Source organism: Qipengyuania sp. YIM B01966 (genome assembly GCF_016461955.1).
In the GTDB taxonomy this organism is placed as follows: Bacteria; Pseudomonadota; Alphaproteobacteria; order Sphingomonadales; family Sphingomonadaceae; genus QFOP01.
Window position 1 is genome coordinate 78,338 of record NZ_JADMNM010000005.1, and the last position, 15,807, is coordinate 94,144.

The 15,807-nt window shown below is 66.6% G+C and carries 16 protein-coding genes and 1 tRNA gene; 12 read left to right on the forward strand and 5 right to left on the reverse strand.

What is annotated here, in order from left to right:
- Positions 1–5 precede the first annotated feature (5 nt).
- Both ILT46_RS07635 and ILT46_RS07640 read left to right on the forward strand, forming a co-directional pair.
- Positions 6–1,871 carry an acetyl/propionyl/methylcrotonyl-CoA carboxylase subunit alpha gene (locus ILT46_RS07635; RefSeq protein ID WP_199504036.1) on the forward strand — a complete coding sequence of 622 codons (1,866 nt, stop codon included), beginning with the start codon at positions 6–8 and terminating at the stop codon, positions 1,869–1,871.
- 145 nt (positions 1,872–2,016) lie between these two features.
- Positions 2,017–3,576: an acyl-CoA carboxylase subunit beta gene (locus tag ILT46_RS07640; protein WP_199504037.1), complete on the forward strand. Its 1,560-nt coding sequence runs from the start codon at positions 2,017–2,019 to the stop codon at positions 3,574–3,576.
- Here ILT46_RS07640 and ILT46_RS07645 read toward each other — a convergent pair.
- Entirely contained in the window at positions 3,573–4,823 is a 1,251-nt protein-coding gene (locus ILT46_RS07645) for a multidrug effflux MFS transporter (RefSeq protein WP_199504038.1), read from the reverse strand. The genes ILT46_RS07640 and ILT46_RS07645 overlap by 4 nt on opposite strands.
- Positions 4,824–4,930: 107 nt before the next feature.
- On the opposite strand from ILT46_RS07645, the gene dinB reads away from it, so the two are divergent.
- A complete protein-coding gene (dinB, locus tag ILT46_RS07650; RefSeq protein WP_199504143.1) occupies positions 4,931–6,052 on the forward strand; it encodes a DNA polymerase IV in 1,122 nt (373 codons plus the stop codon).
- On the opposite strand, the gene ILT46_RS07655 is transcribed toward dinB, so the two are convergent.
- From ILT46_RS07655 to ILT46_RS07670, 4 genes are all read right to left on the reverse strand, one after another.
- On the reverse strand, positions 6,038–6,514 hold the full coding sequence (locus tag ILT46_RS07655) for an NUDIX hydrolase (protein WP_199504039.1): 477 nt from the start codon (positions 6,512–6,514) through the stop codon (positions 6,038–6,040). The two genes, dinB and ILT46_RS07655, sit on opposite strands and share 15 nt — an antisense overlap.
- 12 nt (positions 6,515–6,526) lie before the next feature.
- Positions 6,527–7,096, reverse strand: a complete 570-nt coding sequence (locus tag ILT46_RS07660) for a hypothetical protein (RefSeq protein WP_199504040.1) — start codon at positions 7,094–7,096, stop codon at positions 6,527–6,529.
- A 16-nt stretch (positions 7,097–7,112) separates the two neighbouring features.
- On the reverse strand, positions 7,113–8,438 hold the full coding sequence (locus ILT46_RS07665; protein WP_370592381.1) for an alkaline phosphatase PhoX: 1,326 nt from the start codon (positions 8,436–8,438) through the stop codon (positions 7,113–7,115).
- A 91-nt stretch (positions 8,439–8,529) separates the two neighbouring features.
- A tRNA-Gly gene (locus tag ILT46_RS07670) sits at positions 8,530–8,603 on the reverse strand.
- A 118-nt stretch (positions 8,604–8,721) separates the two neighbouring features.
- On the opposite strand from ILT46_RS07670, the gene ILT46_RS07675 reads away from it, so the two are divergent.
- The 9 genes from ILT46_RS07675 (at position 8,722) to mmsB (ending at position 15,759) form a co-directional block, all read left to right on the forward strand.
- Positions 8,722–10,224 (forward strand): CoA-acylating methylmalonate-semialdehyde dehydrogenase, encoded by a 1,503-nt coding sequence (locus ILT46_RS07675; protein ID WP_199504041.1) that lies wholly within the window; start codon positions 8,722–8,724, stop codon positions 10,222–10,224.
- A 32-nt stretch (positions 10,225–10,256) separates the two neighbouring features.
- On the forward strand, positions 10,257–10,733 hold the full coding sequence (locus ILT46_RS07680) for a hypothetical protein (RefSeq protein WP_199504042.1): 477 nt from the start codon (positions 10,257–10,259) through the stop codon (positions 10,731–10,733).
- Complete coding sequence (locus tag ILT46_RS07685) at positions 10,730–11,032, forward strand: I78 family peptidase inhibitor (protein ID WP_199504043.1); 303 nt, start codon at positions 10,730–10,732, stop codon at positions 11,030–11,032. The genes ILT46_RS07680 and ILT46_RS07685 overlap by 4 nt, the downstream gene beginning before the upstream one ends.
- Positions 11,033–11,045: 13 nt before the next feature.
- A complete protein-coding gene (locus ILT46_RS07690; RefSeq protein WP_199504044.1) occupies positions 11,046–12,191 on the forward strand; it encodes an acyl-CoA dehydrogenase family protein in 1,146 nt (381 codons plus the stop codon).
- Positions 12,192–12,346: 155 nt separating this feature from the next.
- Entirely contained in the window at positions 12,347–12,670 is a 324-nt protein-coding gene (locus ILT46_RS07695; protein WP_199504045.1) for a hypothetical protein, read from the forward strand.
- Positions 12,667–13,731: an enoyl-CoA hydratase/isomerase family protein gene (locus ILT46_RS07700; RefSeq protein ID WP_199504046.1), complete on the forward strand. Its 1,065-nt coding sequence runs from the start codon at positions 12,667–12,669 to the stop codon at positions 13,729–13,731. Before ILT46_RS07695 ends, ILT46_RS07700 begins: the two co-directional genes overlap by 4 nt.
- Positions 13,732–13,832: 101 nt before the next feature.
- The gene (locus ILT46_RS07705) at positions 13,833–14,618 is read left to right on the forward strand and encodes an enoyl-CoA hydratase-related protein (protein WP_199504047.1); all 786 of its coding nucleotides are present in this window, start codon (positions 13,833–13,835) and stop codon (positions 14,616–14,618) included.
- Entirely contained in the window at positions 14,603–14,875 is a 273-nt protein-coding gene (locus ILT46_RS07710; RefSeq protein ID WP_233397093.1) for a hypothetical protein, read from the forward strand. Before ILT46_RS07705 ends, ILT46_RS07710 begins: the two co-directional genes overlap by 16 nt.
- Positions 14,876–14,889: 14 nt before the next feature.
- Complete coding sequence (mmsB, locus tag ILT46_RS07715) at positions 14,890–15,759, forward strand: 3-hydroxyisobutyrate dehydrogenase (RefSeq protein WP_199504049.1); 870 nt, start codon at positions 14,890–14,892, stop codon at positions 15,757–15,759.
- Positions 15,760–15,807 lie beyond the last annotated feature (48 nt).

Below are 15,807 nucleotides of genomic sequence, written 5' to 3' on the forward strand. Positions count from 1 at the left end.
CTGCGATGATATCCAAGCTGCTCATCGCCAACCGGGGCGAGATCGCCTGCCGCATCATCCGCACCGCGCGGGAAATGGGGATCGCCACGGTCGCGGTCTATTCCGATGCCGATGCGAGGGCGCTGCACGTGCGCGAGGCGGACGAGGCGGTGCATATCGGCCCCTCGCCTGCCGCCGAAAGCTACCTCGTCGGGGAGCGGATCATTGCCGCCGCCAAGCAAACCGGCGCCGATGCGATCCATCCGGGCTACGGCTTCCTCAGCGAAAACGCCGCCTTCGCGCAGGCCGCGATCGATGCGGGGTTGATCTGGGTCGGCCCGAAACCCGCCAGCATCGAGGCGATGGGGCTGAAGGACGCTGCCAAGAAGCTGATGCGCGCTGCCGGCGTACCGGTAACGCCAGGCTACGAAGGCGATGATCAATCCGACGCCCGCCTCAAGGCCGAGGCTGACGCGATCGGTTATCCGGTGCTCATAAAGGCGGTCGCCGGTGGCGGCGGCAAGGGGATGCGCAAGGTCGATGCGGCGGAAGATTTTGCCGCGATGCTGGAAAGCTGCCGGCGCGAGGCCAAGGCCAGCTTCGGCAACACGCAAGTGCTGCTGGAAAAGTGGATCACCAGGCCCCGCCATATCGAGGTGCAGGTGTTCGGCGATGCCCACGGCAACGTCGTCCACCTGTTCGAGCGCGACTGCTCGCTCCAGCGCCGCCACCAGAAGGTGATCGAGGAAGCCCCCGCCCCCGGCATGGACGAAGCCACCCGCGAGGCGATCTGCGCCGCCGCCGTGCGCGCGGCAAAAGCGGTTGATTACGAGGGCGCAGGCACGATCGAATTCATCGCCGATGCCTCGGAAGGGCTGCGGGCGGACCGCATCTTCTTCATGGAGATGAACACGCGCCTTCAGGTCGAACACCCCGTCACCGAGGAGATCACCGGGGTCGACCTGGTCGAATGGCAACTGCGCGTGGCGAGCGGGGAACCGCTGCCCAAGCGGCAGGAGGCGCTGGAAATCGATGGCTGGGCCATCGAGGCGCGGTTATATGCCGAGGACCCCGCCAAAGGTTTTCTCCCTGCGACAGGCCCGCTGGAACTAGTCGAATTATGGGCCGCGCCGCGCGTTGAAACCGGGGTCGAGGCGGGGGATTCGATCTCACCCTTCTACGACCCGATGATCGCCAAGCTGATCGCTCATGCACCCGATCGGGAAACCGCCCGCGCAGATTTGATCGATGCGCTCGACCAGATCCTGGTTGCGCCGCTCAAGACCAATCAGGGCTTTCTGCGCGCCTGCTTGGATGACCCCGATTTTGCCGCCGCAAGGCTCGATACCGGCCTGATCGCGGCCAAGGGCGAAGCGCTCATCCCGCCAGCTATGCCAAGCGCGCAGGCGGCCAATGCAGCCGCGGCGATGCTCGGGGGCGCACCCTTGTATGCTCCTGTCGGCTTCCGGCTCAATCGGGCGCCGGAACGCACGATCACGCTGTGGAGCGATGGCGAGCGGGTGACGGGCGATGTGGCGCGCACATCACCGCTGACTGCCGCCCTGCTTGGCGATGATAGCGTGGTCGTCGCCGATCGCGGATCGAGCCGGATTTTCACCACCACTCCGCCGCGCGGTACTGGCGCGCACCACGCGCATGATGGCGACATCATTGCCCCCATGCCGGGCAAGGTGATCGCGGTCGATGTCGCCGAGGGCCAAGCCGTTACCGCCGGGCAGCGGCTGCTGGTGCTCGAAGCGATGAAGATGGAGCACGCGCTGACCGCGCCGTTCGACGGGACCTTGGCCGAACTCGCGGTCAGTGCGGGGGCGCAGGTGCAGGTGGAGGCGTTGCTGGCGCGGGTAGAGCCTGCAAACGAGGAAGGCGCGTGAGGCCTGTGGTTCGAGACGCGCTCGGCCTGCGGCTCCGACTGCTCCTCAGCACGAACGGATTTCGGCGGACCTCCGTTCGCCCTGAGGAGGGACTGAGCAGTCGCGCCCGCGGCGTGTCGAAGGCCCGTCTCGAAGGTCGTGCCGAGTGACCTGGGCGAAAGAACTCGAAGAACTCCGCCGCCGCGAGGCACTCGCCGAGGCGATGGGTGGGCCGGACAAGCTCGCCCGCCAGCATGGCCGGGGCAAGCTCGATGCCCGCGCGCGCATCGCCGCGCTGGTCGATCCGGGCAGTTTCCGCGAGATCGGCAAGATCGCCGGCAAGGGCCATTATACCGAAGCCGGTGATCTCGAGCACGTCACCCCTGCCCCGTTCCTGTTCGGCAAGGCCACCATCAACGGCCGGCCGGTCGTCGCCACCGCTGACGATTTCACCATTCGCGGCGGTGCGGCCGATGCCGGAATTGGGCGCAAGATGGAGCAGGCCGAGAAAATGGCGCACGAGCTGCGCTTGCCGATCATCCGCATGATCGACGGCACCGGCGGCGGCGGCTCGGTCAAGACGCTGGAGATGATCGGCGCGACCTATATCCCGGCGGTGCACATGTGGAGCGAGGTCGTGAAGAACCTCGACACTGTGCCGGTGGTCGCCCTGTCGCTCGGGCCGACCGCGGGCCTCGGCGCAGCGCGGATCGTTGCCAGCCATTACTCGATCATGGTCAAGGGCCTCAGCCAGATCTTCGCCGCCGGCCCCGCCGTGGTCGATGGCCTGGGCGAGGCATGGAAAGACGGGGGCTCGGCCAACCACGAGGAAGCCAAGGAAGCGCTCGGCGGCAGCGCGATCCACACCCGTAACGGCGTGGTCGATGACGAGGTCGCCAGCGAGGCCGAAGCCTTCGCCCGCGCGCGCCATTTCCTCAGCTTCATGCCCGAGCATGTCGGCCAGCTCGCCCGCCGGATCGAGACCGGCGACCCTGCCGACCGGCGCGAGGAAGCCCTGCTCTCCCTCGTTCCGCGGGAGGACAAGCAGGTCTATTCGATGCGCCGCGCGATGGACTTGCTGTTCGACAGGGGTACCGTGTTCGAGATCGGCAGGATGTGGGGCCGCGCCTGCATCACTGCCCTCGCCCGGCTCGACGGCTGGCCAGTGATGGTGCTGGCGAACGACCCGAGCTACCTCGGCGGCTCATGGGACGCCAAGACCAGCGAGAAGGTCGAGCGATGGGTCAAGCTGGCCGACCAGTTCCGCCTGCCGATCGTGCACCTGGTCGATAACCCCGGCTTCATGATCGGGCGCGAAGCAGAGGTCGCAGGTACGATCCGCTACGGGGTGCAGGCGATGAACGCGGTCTACAAGGCGACCGTGCCGCTCGCCAGCGTGGTCATGCGCCGCGCCTATGGCATCGCCGGCAGCGCGATGAGCAACGACAGCAGCTACCAGTACCGCTACTGCTGGCCTTCGGGCGACTGGGGCTCGCTCCCGATCGCGGGCGGGCTGGAGGTCGCCTACAAGTCCGAGATCGAGGCGGCGGAAGACCCGTCCGCCGAACTGGAGGCGATCCGCGCGCGGCTGGCAAAGGTCACCAGCCCGTTCCGCAGCGCCGAGCGGTTCAACGTCGAGGACATCATCGACCCGCGCGACACCCGCCCGCTCCTGTGCGAATTCGCCCCGCTGGCCTGGCGGCGGCTCGGCGCGGAGCGCGGCTAGCCGGTTCCGCGCGGGTGCAGCCGGCGGAACAGGCGCCCGTTTTCGCTGAACAGCACCAGCGACAGGCTGGCGAGGCCGCAGATCAGCAAAGCTGCCGCCAGTGGCCGGGCCGTGCCGTCGAACGCCTGCCCGATCGCCCCACCGACCACTGCCGAGGTGACCATCCGCAGGAAGGATTGCGCCGAGCTGGCCGAACCGGCGATATGCTGGAACGGCTGCATCGCAATCGAGCTGAAATTGGCGCCGACAAAGCCGAGCAGCGCCATGTTGGTCGCCATCAGCGGCAGGAACTGCCACAATTTCTCCTCGCCGCTATTGGCCGCGATCACCTGCACCACCGATACCGCGATGAAGGCCAGCAGCGCGGCGTGCGACACGCGCCGCGCGCCGAACCGTTCGACGATGCGCGAGTTGAAGAAATTGCTCAGCGCCATGCAGGCTGCCGCCGCGCCGAAGATCAGCGGGAAATAGGGGCCGGCACCAAACGTCTCGCTGACAAGCTGCTGCGCCGAATTGAGAAAGCCGAACAGCGCGCCGAACACCAGCGACGACCCGATCACGTAACCGATCGCATCGCGCCGCAGAAACGCCGCCTTGAGGTTATGCGCGATGGGCGCAAGCGCGATCGGCTGTCGGTCCTCGGCGTGGAGGCTTTCGGGCAGCCAGCGCCAGATCGCCCAGCCGACGATCAGCGCCAGCCCCGCCATCATCACGAAAATCCACCGCCAGCCGGCCACCAGCAGCACCCCCTGCCCGAGGAACGGGGCGAGCACCGGCACCACCATGAACACCACCATGATCAGCGACATCATCCGCGCCATCCGGTCACCGCCCACGCGGTCGCGGATGATCGCCGGCGGCAAGACCGACAGCCCGGCGCTGAGGAAAGCCTGGCCGAAGCGCAAGGCGACGAGGAGTGCAAAATCGGTCACCAACGCACAGGCGAGCGAGAAGGCGATATAGATCGCAATCGCGCCCATCAGCACCGGCCGGCGGCCGAACCGGTCGGCCAGCACACCTGGCGCCAGCGCGCCGAACCCCGAGCCGAGCAAATAGGCGCCGATCACCAATTGCCGCTGATTACCGCCGGCCCCCAGATCGCCCGCAATCATGCCGAGCGCGGGCAGCATGGAATCGATCCCCAGCGCCTGCAGGCTCATCAGCGCGGCCATCATCAGCACCAGCCGTCGTTCGCTCAGCGCGGCGAACGCCGTCTCGGCTGGCGGGGGCGGATGGGGTGCGTGCATCGGCCGGCTGTGGACGCCGTCCGCGCGCTTGGCCAGTGCTGATTGCTTGCCCCGATGCATCGTGCCGCTTTGCGCCGCGCGTGCCGCGCCCTATCGTGGTGGCCGTGATGGTCGAGGACGACGAGAATGATGACGATCATGCCGCAGCGATGGGCCTGCGAAAGATCATTCATGTCGACATGGACGCGTTCTTCGCCAGCGTCGAACAGCGCGACAACCCCGCCTTGCGCGGGCTGCCGGTAGCGGTCGGTGGCTCGTCAGGGCGCGGCGTGGTCGCCGCCGCCAGCTACGAGGCGCGGCGCTTCGGCGTGCGCAGCGCGATGCCCTCGGTCACCGCAAGGCGCCTCTGCCCCGAGCTGATCTTCTGCAAGAGCCGGTTCGATGTCTACCGCGAGGTCAGTCAGCAGATCCGCGCGATTTTCCGCGACTATACCGAACTGGTCGAACCGCTCAGCCTCGATGAAGCCTATCTCGATGTGACCCACGATCTGAAAGGCATCGGCTCGGCGACGCGGATCGCGCAGGAGATCCGCCGCCGGATTCGCGAGGACGCGGCCCTGACCGCCAGCGCCGGGGTCAGCTACAACAAGTTCCTCGCCAAGCTGGCTAGCGACCAGAACAAGCCCGACGGGCTGTGCGTCATCCGGCCGGGCGACGGGGCGGCGTTCGTCCAGTCGCTGCCCGTGCGGCGGTTCCACGGCGTTGGCCCACGCGGCGCGGCCAAGATGGCGGCCTTGGGGATCGCAACCGGGGCCGATCTCGCCGCGCAGGAGATGGCCTTTCTGCGCCAGCATTTCGGCAGCTTTGCCGAATATCTCTACCGCGCGGCGCGGGGCATCGACCTGCGCCCGGTCCGCCCCAATCGTGTCCGCAAGTCGATCGGCGGGGAGCGGACATTTTCGGACGATGTGTCGGCCGGTAGCACCTTGCGCGAGCGGCTCGACGCAATCGCGGCTATCGTCTGGGAGCGGATCGCCACGCAGCAGGCACGCGGCCGCACGGTGACGCTGAAGCTCAAATATACCGATTTCCGCATCGTCACCCGGGCGCGCAGCGTGCCAGCGCCGGTGGCGAGTGGCGAGGACTTCGCCCGGATCGGACGCGAATTGCTTGACGAGGCGTTGCCGCTGCCTTTGCCGGTGCGGCTGATGGGGCTGACGCTATCCTCGCTCGACGGGGCCACCGCGCCCGTCGAGCCGGCTTCTGACGGCCAGCTAAGCCTGCTCTGAGCCGAGCCATAGCGCCAGGCGCGGGCGCACCAGCCGGCCAAGCTGCTCCGGCAGCGCATCGGGTGCGAAGAAGCGTCCCTCGACCACTTCGCGCCGGTCGGGAACCGGAGCGCCGGTCAGCCGGCCGGCAAAGATATGCGCGCGATGCGGCGAACCGGAAATCTCCTCATCGACCACGTCCAGTTCGCGAAGATCGGCAATCTCGCAGCCCAGTTCCTCTAGCGCCTCGCGCCGGGCGGCCTGAAGGGGATCCTCGCCCGCCGCTATCCCGCCGCCGGGCAAGGCCCACAGGTCCGGGCCATAGGAATGGCGCACGAGCAATACCCGGCCAGCGCCGTCACTAAGCACCAACGAGACGCCCGCCAGCGGAACGCGCCGCCATCGCCGCCAGCGGTTCCGCAGCCGGTGCGCCAGGCGCAGCGCGGCACGGTGCAGCGGTGCCGGAAGGAAGGTCGGTTGCATGGGAGACAGGGCTTAGCGCAGCAGTCCGAATGCGGCGAGCCCTACCACGCTAGCCGCGACCAGAAACGCCGCGCCGATTGCCACCCGCGCCCCGCGCAAACGGCGATCAGCAGCGAACGCGGTTCCGCCGGCCCAGCCGAGCGCGGCGGCCGCCATGCCGCCCAGCGCCCCGCCCGCTGCCGCCGCCGCTGGCGCGCCCGTTGCAGCCGCCAGCGCGAACAGAACCAGCCGGGCGCCATCGGTTGCATTGTGCCAGCCAAGCGCCAGCAGGATCGCGCCCAGCGAACGGGTCGGCTCTGCCGGCAAAGCCAGACGCACCGGGCGCAACATCTCCGCGCCCGCCAGCACCAGCGTCAGCGCCACCAACACGGCGCGAGCGCGAGCCGGCAACGCGTCCACCAGCGCGCCGGCATATCCCGCCAGGAGGGCGGTCAGAACTGCCGCCGACAGGCCGGTGGCGAGCAGACCATAATGCCCCGCCGCGCCGCCGCGCCCCGCCAGATGCGCCAGCAGCACCTGGCCGCGCCCGCCGAAGGCGCCGGCGAACACCGCCAGAAAGCCGAGGAACAGCGCCGGCATCATCGGCCGGCGCGGTCCCTCAGGCCTGCCACGGACCGGTGATGGCCAGCGTCATGGCCGGGTCAAAGGCATTGACGAACAGCCAGCGCCCGTCGGGCGAGAAGCAGGCACCCGCCAGCTCCGTCTGCAGCCGCAGGAAGCCGAGCGGATAGGGCGTGCCCGCAGGGGTCAGCCCGATCAGCCGGTTGGCGACGGTGTCGGTATATTGGTCTTCGCACACGATCAGGTGGCCATTGGGGGCAATGGTCAGATTGTCGCCGTAATCGAACTGCGCCTTGCTGGTCGATTCGAAGAACAGCTCCATCGCATCCATCCCGCCGCTGCGCGAAGGGCGCAGGCGGAATATCTGGCCGAGCCGGGCTGCGCCGCCATTGGTGCAGCAGAAAAACAACTCGCCCTCGCCCATATGGATGCCCTCGCCGCGCGCGAACAGGGTCGCGCCCTTGCGCGCCCCTTGCTGGCGTAAATCGTCTTCCGGGCTTTCGACATTGTCGATATCGACCCAGCGTGCGGGGTGCGCCTGTCCGGTCGTTAGCGCCGCGCCCTGCCAGTTGCGGCTGTCGGCGATGCCATCGGCCAGCGCCAGCGCCTGCAGACGCCCGCCGCGCTGCAATTGCCCGCGCGCCGCGGGAATGAAGCGGTAGAGCAACCCGTCTTCGCGGTCCTCGGTCTGATAGACGATGCCGGTGGCCGGATCGACGCAAGCAGCCTCGTGATTGAACCGGCCCATCGCCTTGAGCGGAACCGGATCGACCAGGCCGGGTGCAGCGGCAGGCACCTCGAACACCCAGCCGTGATCCTGCGACAGCCCGTTGGTACCCGCGCGCGAGACGTCTTCTTCGCAGGTCAGCCAGCTACCCCACGGGGTGATCCCGCCCGCGCAATTGCGGATGGTCCCGGCGAGCGAGCGATATTGCCTCTCCACCCTGAGCGTGCGCGCGTCGAGCACGATGGTGGTCGTTCCGCCGGGCAGCGGCTCCGCCGCGCCGCCGCGGCGGTCGAAGCCGATGCCGGTCACCCCGCCGCCGTCGCGATTGGCGCGCAATTCATGGTTGCGGACCAGCGCCAGCTTGCCCCCGCCAAGGTCGAAACAGCCCATCCCGTCGGCCGCGTTTGGCACGGTGAAACCGTCGCTCATCCGGTCGCCCAGGCGCGACAGCACACGGTAGGAAAATCCGCGCGGCAGATCGAGCACGCCGGCGGGATCAGGCACCAGCTCGCCATAGGCCGGCACGCCGGCCAGCGGCGCACCGGCGACATATCGTGCGCACCCGCTGGCAGCGAGCGCGGCCATCGCAGTGCCGGTGGCGGCAAGGAAGGAGCGGCGGTCAGGCATGAGGGTCATCGGATCATCCATCAAACGACAAAAATCGCCCCATGCGATAGCAACATGGCAGCGCGATGACAGCGGCCGATTGAGCCTGCTTCAGGGAAAATGGAGCGGGTGAAGGGAATCGAACCCTCGTCGTAAGCTTGGGAAGCTTCTGCTCTACCATTGAGCTACACCCGCACGCGGTCGCAGCCCTTAGCCGCGCGGTGCCGCCTCGGCAAGCACCCTTGGCCCCCTTGGAGCCGGCCCGAGCTTGCGCTAGGGCGAGACCATCCCTCCCAAGTCGAAGGTTTATTTCATGCGTCAGGTCGATCATTTCCTTGCCGAAAGCGCCGGCGGGGGCGGGGGAAGCGGCCGCACGCATCAGGTCTGGAACCCCTCGACCGGTGAAGTACAGGCCGAGGTCGCGCTTGGCGATGCGGCACTGCTTGATCGTGCGGTTGCCGCCGCGCGCGCGGTGCAGCCTGAGTGGGCCGCTACCAACCCGCAAAAACGCGCCCGCGTGATGTTCCGCTTTAAAGAGTTGATCGAAGCGAACATGGACGATCTCGCCCGCTTGCTCAGTGCCGAGCATGGCAAGGTGATCGACGATGCCAAGGGCGATATCCAGCGCGGGCTGGAGGTGATCGAATATGCCTGCGGCATTCCGCAGGCGCTTAAAGGCGAATATACGCTGGGCGCGGGGCCGGGGATCGACGTCTATTCGATGCGCGTGCCACTGGGGATTGGCGCCGGCATCACCCCGTTCAATTTTCCGGCGATGATTCCGATGTGGATGTTCGGGATGGCGATTGCCGCCGGCAACGCGTTCATCCTCAAGCCGTCGGAACGCGATCCCAGCGTGCCCGTGCGGCTCGCCGAACTGTTCCGCGACGCCGGCGCTCCCGAGGGGCTGCTGCAGGTCGTTCACGGCGACAAGGAAATGGTCGATGCGATCCTCGACCACCCCGACATTGCGGCGGTCAGCTTTGTCGGCTCGTCCGACATCGCGCATTATGTCTACAAACGCGGCGTCGCCGCCGGCAAGCGGGTGCAGGCGATGGGCGGGGCCAAAAACCACGGCATCGTCATGCCCGATGCCGATCTCGACCAGGTGGTGAACGATCTGGCCGGCGCGGCCTTCGGATCGGCGGGCGAACGCTGCATGGCGCTGCCGGTAGTGGTGCCGGTGGGCGAGGTCACCGCCAATGCCCTGCGCGAAAAGCTGATCCCGGCCATTCACGCCCTGCGGGTGGGCGTCTCGACCGACAGGGACGCGCATTACGGCCCGGTCGTCACACCCGAACACAAGGCCCGCGTCGAAGGCTGGATCGACACCGCCGAGCAGGAAGGCGCCGAGGTGGTCATCGACGGTCGCGGCTTCAGCCTGCAAGGGCATGAGAAAGGCTTTTTCATCGGCCCGACCCTGCTCGACCGGGTGACCACCGACATGACCTCGTATCAGGAGGAGATCTTCGGCCCGGTGCTGCAGATCGTCCGGGCGCAGGATTTCGAGGAAGCGGTGCGCCTGCCGAGCCAGCATCAATATGGCAACGGCGTCGCCATCTTCACCCGCAACGGTCACGCCGCGCGCGAATTCGCCAGCCGCGTCAATGTCGGCATGGTCGGAATCAATGTGCCGATCCCGGTGCCGGTCGCCTATCACAGCTTTGGCGGGTGGAAGCGCAGCGCCTTTGGTGACACCAACCAATATGGCACCGAAGGCCTCAAATTCTGGACCAAGGTCAAGACGGTCACCCAGCGCTGGCCCGATGGCGGGGGTGATGGGTCGAACGCGTTCATCATTCCGACAATGGGGTAATTCTTATGCGGAATTTCACAGCTCTCTTCGTCGTGGCTGCGCTCGCCGCTTGCGGGGAGGTCGCGCCCGACGCGCCATCACCCGCGGCCGAGACCGGGACTGCCTCCCCGTCCGCGCCTTCTCCGGGCGCAAGCCCTTCGACGTCCGGTTCGGCCACGCGCATCAGCCAGTTTCCGGCATCGCTCCAGGGCACCTGGGGCTTGACGCCGAATGATTGCGACCGCTCCCGCGGGGATGCCAAGGGGATCCTGACGATCACCGCCGAAGAGGCGCGGTTTTACGAATCGCGCGCACGCATGATCGATGTGGCGAGCGGTGCAGACGGCGGCATCGCGGGCACCTTCGCCTTTACCGGCGAGGGGATGGAATGGCAGCGCACGATGCGCCTCACGCCGGCAGAAGGCGGTACCGTGTTGATCCGCGAAGACCTCGTCACCGAAGCCGGCGCGCCGCCGGTCGAAGGACCGCTCCGCTATACACGCTGCCCGCTCAAGGAGAGTGTCCGATGAACCGTCTTGCCCCCCTTGTGGCCGTGCTTGCGGCCAGTTGCACCACCCTTCCCGCTGCTGAAGCGCCGCTGGAAGAGCGCGTGGTCGGCGAAGGCGGCCAATGCGAGGCCGCACCCGCCCAACGGCTGGTCGGCCAGCGCGCTACGCAGGCGCTGGGCGGCGAGGTGCTTCGCCTCACCCGTGCCGCGATCTTGCGCTGGGGCCCGCCCGACAGCGCCTTCACCATGGATTACCGCCCCGACCGCGTTAGTGTCAGCTATGACCGCGCGATGGTGGTGACCGCCATTTCCTGCGGATAAGATGCAGCCAGACATGACCGGACAATTCCAGCTCACTGACGATCAGCTTGCCATCCAGGACATGGCCCGGCGCTTCACCGCCGACAATATCACGCCCTTCGCCGCAAAATGGGATGAAGACCACCACTTCCCCTGCGAGGTAATCAAGCAGACCGCCGAACTGGGCTTCGGCGCGATCTATGTCAGCGAAGAAAGCGGCGGCATCGGGCTTGGCCGGCTGGAAGCGGCACTAATCATGGAAGCGATGGCCTATGGCTGCCCAGCGACCAGCGCCTATATCTCGATCCACAACATGGCCGCCTGGATGATCGACGCGTTTGGCAGCGATGAGGTGAAGGCGCACTATCTGCCAGACCTGGTCAGCATGGAGAAAATCGCCTCCTATGCGCTGACCGAACCGGGCAGCGGCTCGGACGCCGCTGGGCTCAAGACGACGGCCCGGCTCGATGGCGATCACTATGTCCTAAACGGCACCAAGCAGTTCATTTCGGGCGGCGGCTATAACGATATCTACGTCACTATGGTGCGAACCGGCGAGGACAAGAGCCGCGGCATCACCTGTCTGGTAGTGGACAAGGACACGCCCGGCGTCAGCTTCGGCGCGCCAGAGAAGAAGCTCGGCTGGAATGCCAGCCCCACCGCGCAGGTCATCTTCGAAGATGCCCGCGTGCCCGCTGCCAACCGCGTCGGCGCGGAAGGCGAAGGATTCCGGTTCGCGATGATGGGGCTCGATGGCGGCCGGCTCAATATCGGCGCCTGTTCGCTGGGCGGGGCGCAGCGCTGCCTGGACGAGGCGATTGCCTATACCAAGGACCGCCAGCAATTCGGGCAGCCGATCGCCGAATTCCAGAACACCCAGTTCATGCTGGCCGACATGGCGACCGATCTGGAGGCCGCGCGTGCGCTGCTCTATCTCGCCGCCGCCAAGGTGACCGACGGCGCTCCAGACAAATCGCGCTTTTCGGCGATGGCCAAGCGGCTGGCGACGGATAATGGCAGCGAAGTCGTCAACAAGGCGCTGCAACTGTTCGGCGGCTACGGCTATCTCAAGGATTACCCGATCGAACGCTTCTGGCGCGATCTGCGCGTGCATTCGATCCTCGAAGGCACCAACCAGGTGATGCGGATGATCGTCGGCCGCGATCTGCTGCGGCAGTGAGGATGCGTGCGATGTGGCGAACCATAATAGCGGCCGTGGCGCTCGCGGCGTTGGCTGCCTGTTCGGGCGCTGAGCGTGAGGACACTTTGGCTGGCGCAACCCCGGTGGCCGGCGCGGCGGCGACCGCTTCCAGTTCCGCCTCAAGCTCGAGCACCATGAGCGCATCGGACGGCCAAAGCGCCGTCCGCTTCGCCGGCAGCGTCAGCGGCAACGGCATAGTCCGCCACAGCTTCGCCGCGCGGCAGGGACAGACCATCACCATCACCCGCGATGGCAATGCGCCGATGCCCTATTTCAACCTGATGCCGCCGGGTGGCAAGCCGGGTGACCAGCTGGTCGTGGGCATGATGCACGATGGCAACCGCTGGACCGGCACGGCACCTGTCACCGGCACCTATACCGCCGAATTGTATCTGCGCGGTGCTGCCAAGGATGAGGGCCGCACCCTGCCCTATGCGTTGGAAGTCACCGTTCAATGACCGATCTGATTCACGCCCACACCGATGGCGGCACTGCACACCTTTCGCTCAACCGGCCCGAGGCGCTGCACGCGCTCACGCTGGAAATGGTCCACGCAATGTCCAGCGCGCTGGTCGGCTGGCGCGATGCCGAGGATGTCGAGGCGGTCATCATCGATCACGCGGAAGGCCGCGGGTTCTGCGCCGGGGGCGACATCGCCTTCCTGCGCAATTCGGCGCTGAACGATGAAGGGGTGAGCGGCCGCCGTTTCTTCCACGACGAATATCAGCTCAACCACCTGCTGTTCACCTATCCCAAGCCGGTGATCGCATTCATGGACGGGATCACGATGGGCGGCGGGGTCGGCATCAGTCAGCCCGCGCGGTTCCGCGTGGCGACCGAGAACACGCGGTTTGCCATGCCCGAAACCGGCATCGGCCTGTTCCCTGATGTCGGCGGAGGTTGGTATCTGGCGCGCCTGCCGGGCCGGCTGGGCCAGTTCCTCGCGCTGACCGGGGCGCGGCTCGACGGGGCGGAATGCCTGTGGGCCGGCCTCGCCACGCATTATTTGCCAGCCGACAGGCTTGCCGAAGCCAAGGCGCGCATCGCCCAGCATCCCGACCGGACAGAGGGCATTCTGGCCGAACTGGCCGGAACGCCGCCGGACGCGCGGATCGCCGGCAATTCCGACAAGATCGCCCGGCACTTTGCGTCCGACCGTTACGAAGACATCCTCGCCAGCCTTGAGGCAGATGACAGCGAATGGGCGGCCAAGGAACTGGCGACCCTGCGCACCAAGAGCCCGCAGACCTGCAAGGTGGCGTTGCGTCAGCTCGCGACCAGCGCCGGGCTGGACGATTTCGCCGACAATATGGCCATGGAATACCGCATCGCCAGCCGCGTGCTGACCCGGCCCGATTTTGCCGAAGGGGTACGCGCGGTGATCGTCGATAAATCGAACGACCCGGTCTGGAGTCCGGCAACGCCCGAAGGAGTGACCGACGAACTGCTGGACGCCATTTTCGCGCCGCTACCGGATGATGAGGAGTGGGCGCCGCTTTCCGGTCAGCCGCCATGCTGAACTCGTTGCAGCACCCCTTGCGCCCCATGCGCGTCGGCGCAAACCGTTAGATAGACCCTGAAACAAGTTCAGGGTGACGATCCTTTTTTAGGGAGCTTTACGTGGCCGAGTACGAAACCATCACCACCGAAGCGCGCGGCGCGGTCACGCTGATCAGGCTCAACCGGCCGCAGGCGCTGAATGCGCTCAATTCGCAGGTGCTGGACGATCTCGTGGCCGCATTTGGCGCCTATGAAGCCGATCCCGCCCAGCGTTGCGCGGTGCTGACCGGCGCGGGCGACAAGGCGTTTGCCGCCGGCGCCGACATCAAGGAAATGGCCGACAAGCCGGCGGCCGATTTCTACCTGGAGGATTTCTTCGCGCGCTGGACCAGCCATCTGGTCAAGACCACTCGCAAACCGTGGATTGCAGCGGTCAATGGCTTCGCGCTGGGCGGTGGGTGCGAGCTGGCGATGATGGCCGATTTCATCATTGCCTCGGACAAGGCGAAGTTCGGCCAGCCCGAAATCAAGCTTGGCGTCGCGCCCGGCATGGGCGGCAGCCAGCGCCTGACCCGTGCGGTCGGCAAGGCCAAGGCGATGGAGATGTGCCTGACCGGCCGGATGATGGACGCTGAAGAAGCCGAGCGTAGCGGCCTAGTCGCCCGCGTCGTGCCGCACGACAGCCTGCTCGAGGAAACGCTCAAAACCGCTGCCGCCATCGCCGCGATGCCGCCAATGGCCGCCATCGCGAACAAGGAAATGGTCAACGCCGCCTTCGAAACCACGCTCGATCAAGGGCTGGTGATAGAGCGCCGCATCTTCCAGATCCTCGCCGCGAGCGAGGACAAGGCGGAGGGCATGGCTGCCTTCATCGATAAGCGCGAAGGGCAGTGGAAGGGGCGGTGATCCGGGGCCTGCCTTGGACCATCATTTTTGGATTCGGTAGCATCCTGATGGGTGCGCTGACGGTGTGGATGGCAGTTTTAGGCATTCGCGATGCCCGCAATAAGCAGGGCAACTTCTCCAAGCGCCATCAAGCAGCGTTCGGACACTGGAAAATTAATCGAACATTGGTCCGGTTTAATTCGTGGACCGAGTTGCTCGCGCTGATTGGCGGCGGGCCGTTGCTCATCGGTGTCGGCCTCTGGCTGATGCTCCAGTAATTGGGAGAGAAAACTTGAAAATCGCCTTCATCGGCCTCGGCAACATGGGCGGCGGGATGGCCGCGAACCTTGCCAAGGCAGGCCACCAGGTGCGCGCGTTCGATCTGAGCGAAGATGCCTGCACAGCCGCGCGCGGCAAGGGGTGTGAAACATTCACAAATGTCCGAGATGCGGTCGCCGGCGCCGAAGCGGTCGTCACAATGCTGCCCAATGGCGAGATCGTCCGCGCGGTCTATGAAAGCGATATTATCGGCCATGCCCCCGCCGGCGCGATACTGCTCGATTGCTCGACGATCGACGTGGATACCGCGCGCAGCGTGATCGCGGCGGCGGCAGCGGCTGGTTACGAGATGGTCGATGCGCCCGTCAGCGGCGGGATCGCGGCGGCCAATGGCGGCACGCTCACCTTCATGGTCGGCGGCAGCGATACCGCCTTCGCCCGCGCCAGAGCGGTGCTCGAACCGATGGGCAAGGCCGTGATCCACGCCGGCGCTGCCGGCAACGGTCAGGCGGCCAAGATCTGCAACAATATGCTGCTGGCGATCACCATGATCGGCACCGCCGAAGCCTTTGCCATGGCGCAGAAACTGGGGCTCGACCCGCAAACCTTTTACGATATTTCCAGCGTATCGAGCGGTCAGAACTGGTCGATGACGTCCTATTGCCCGGTGCCCGGAGTCGGGCCGGCCAGCCCAGCGGATAATGGCTATCAGGGCGGCTTTGCGACCGCGCTGATGCTCAAGGATCTGCGGCTGGCAATGGCTGCGGCGGACAGCGCCGATGCCGCGGTCCCGCTCGGCAGCAGGGCAGCCGCGCTGTACGAGGATTTCGCCGGCGCGGGCAATGGCGGGCTGGATTTCTCGGCGATTATCAAGACGTATTGAGCGGACGGCCTTCGACAGGCTCAGGCTGAGCGGGAAGCAGTTTAGAAA

Bases quoted from the DNA above. Each gene is read 5' to 3' on its own strand.
- ILT46_RS07635 (WP_199504036.1), top strand. From the start codon at position 6: ATGATATCCAAGCTGCTCATCGCCAACCGGGGCGAGATCGCCTGCCGC.
- ILT46_RS07645 (WP_199504038.1), bottom strand. From the start codon at position 4,823: ATGCACGCACCCCATCCGCCCCCGCCAGCCGAGACGGCGTTCGCCGCG.
- dinB (WP_199504143.1), top strand. From the start codon at position 4,931: ATGGTCGAGGACGACGAGAATGATGACGATCATGCCGCAGCGATGGGC.
- ILT46_RS07655 (WP_199504039.1), bottom strand. From the start codon at position 6,514: ATGCAACCGACCTTCCTTCCGGCACCGCTGCACCGTGCCGCGCTGCGC.
- ILT46_RS07660 (WP_199504040.1), bottom strand. From the start codon at position 7,096: ATGATGCCGGCGCTGTTCCTCGGCTTTCTGGCGGTGTTCGCCGGCGCC.
- ILT46_RS07665 (WP_370592381.1), bottom strand. From the start codon at position 8,438: ATGACCCTCATGCCTGACCGCCGCTCCTTCCTTGCCGCCACCGGCACT.
- ILT46_RS07675 (WP_199504041.1), top strand. From the start codon at position 8,722: ATGCGTCAGGTCGATCATTTCCTTGCCGAAAGCGCCGGCGGGGGCGGG.
- ILT46_RS07685 (WP_199504043.1), top strand. From the start codon at position 10,730: ATGAACCGTCTTGCCCCCCTTGTGGCCGTGCTTGCGGCCAGTTGCACC.
- ILT46_RS07690 (WP_199504044.1), top strand. From the start codon at position 11,046: ATGACCGGACAATTCCAGCTCACTGACGATCAGCTTGCCATCCAGGAC.
- ILT46_RS07695 (WP_199504045.1), top strand. From the start codon at position 12,347: ATGAGCGCATCGGACGGCCAAAGCGCCGTCCGCTTCGCCGGCAGCGTC.
- ILT46_RS07700 (WP_199504046.1), top strand. From the start codon at position 12,667: ATGACCGATCTGATTCACGCCCACACCGATGGCGGCACTGCACACCTT.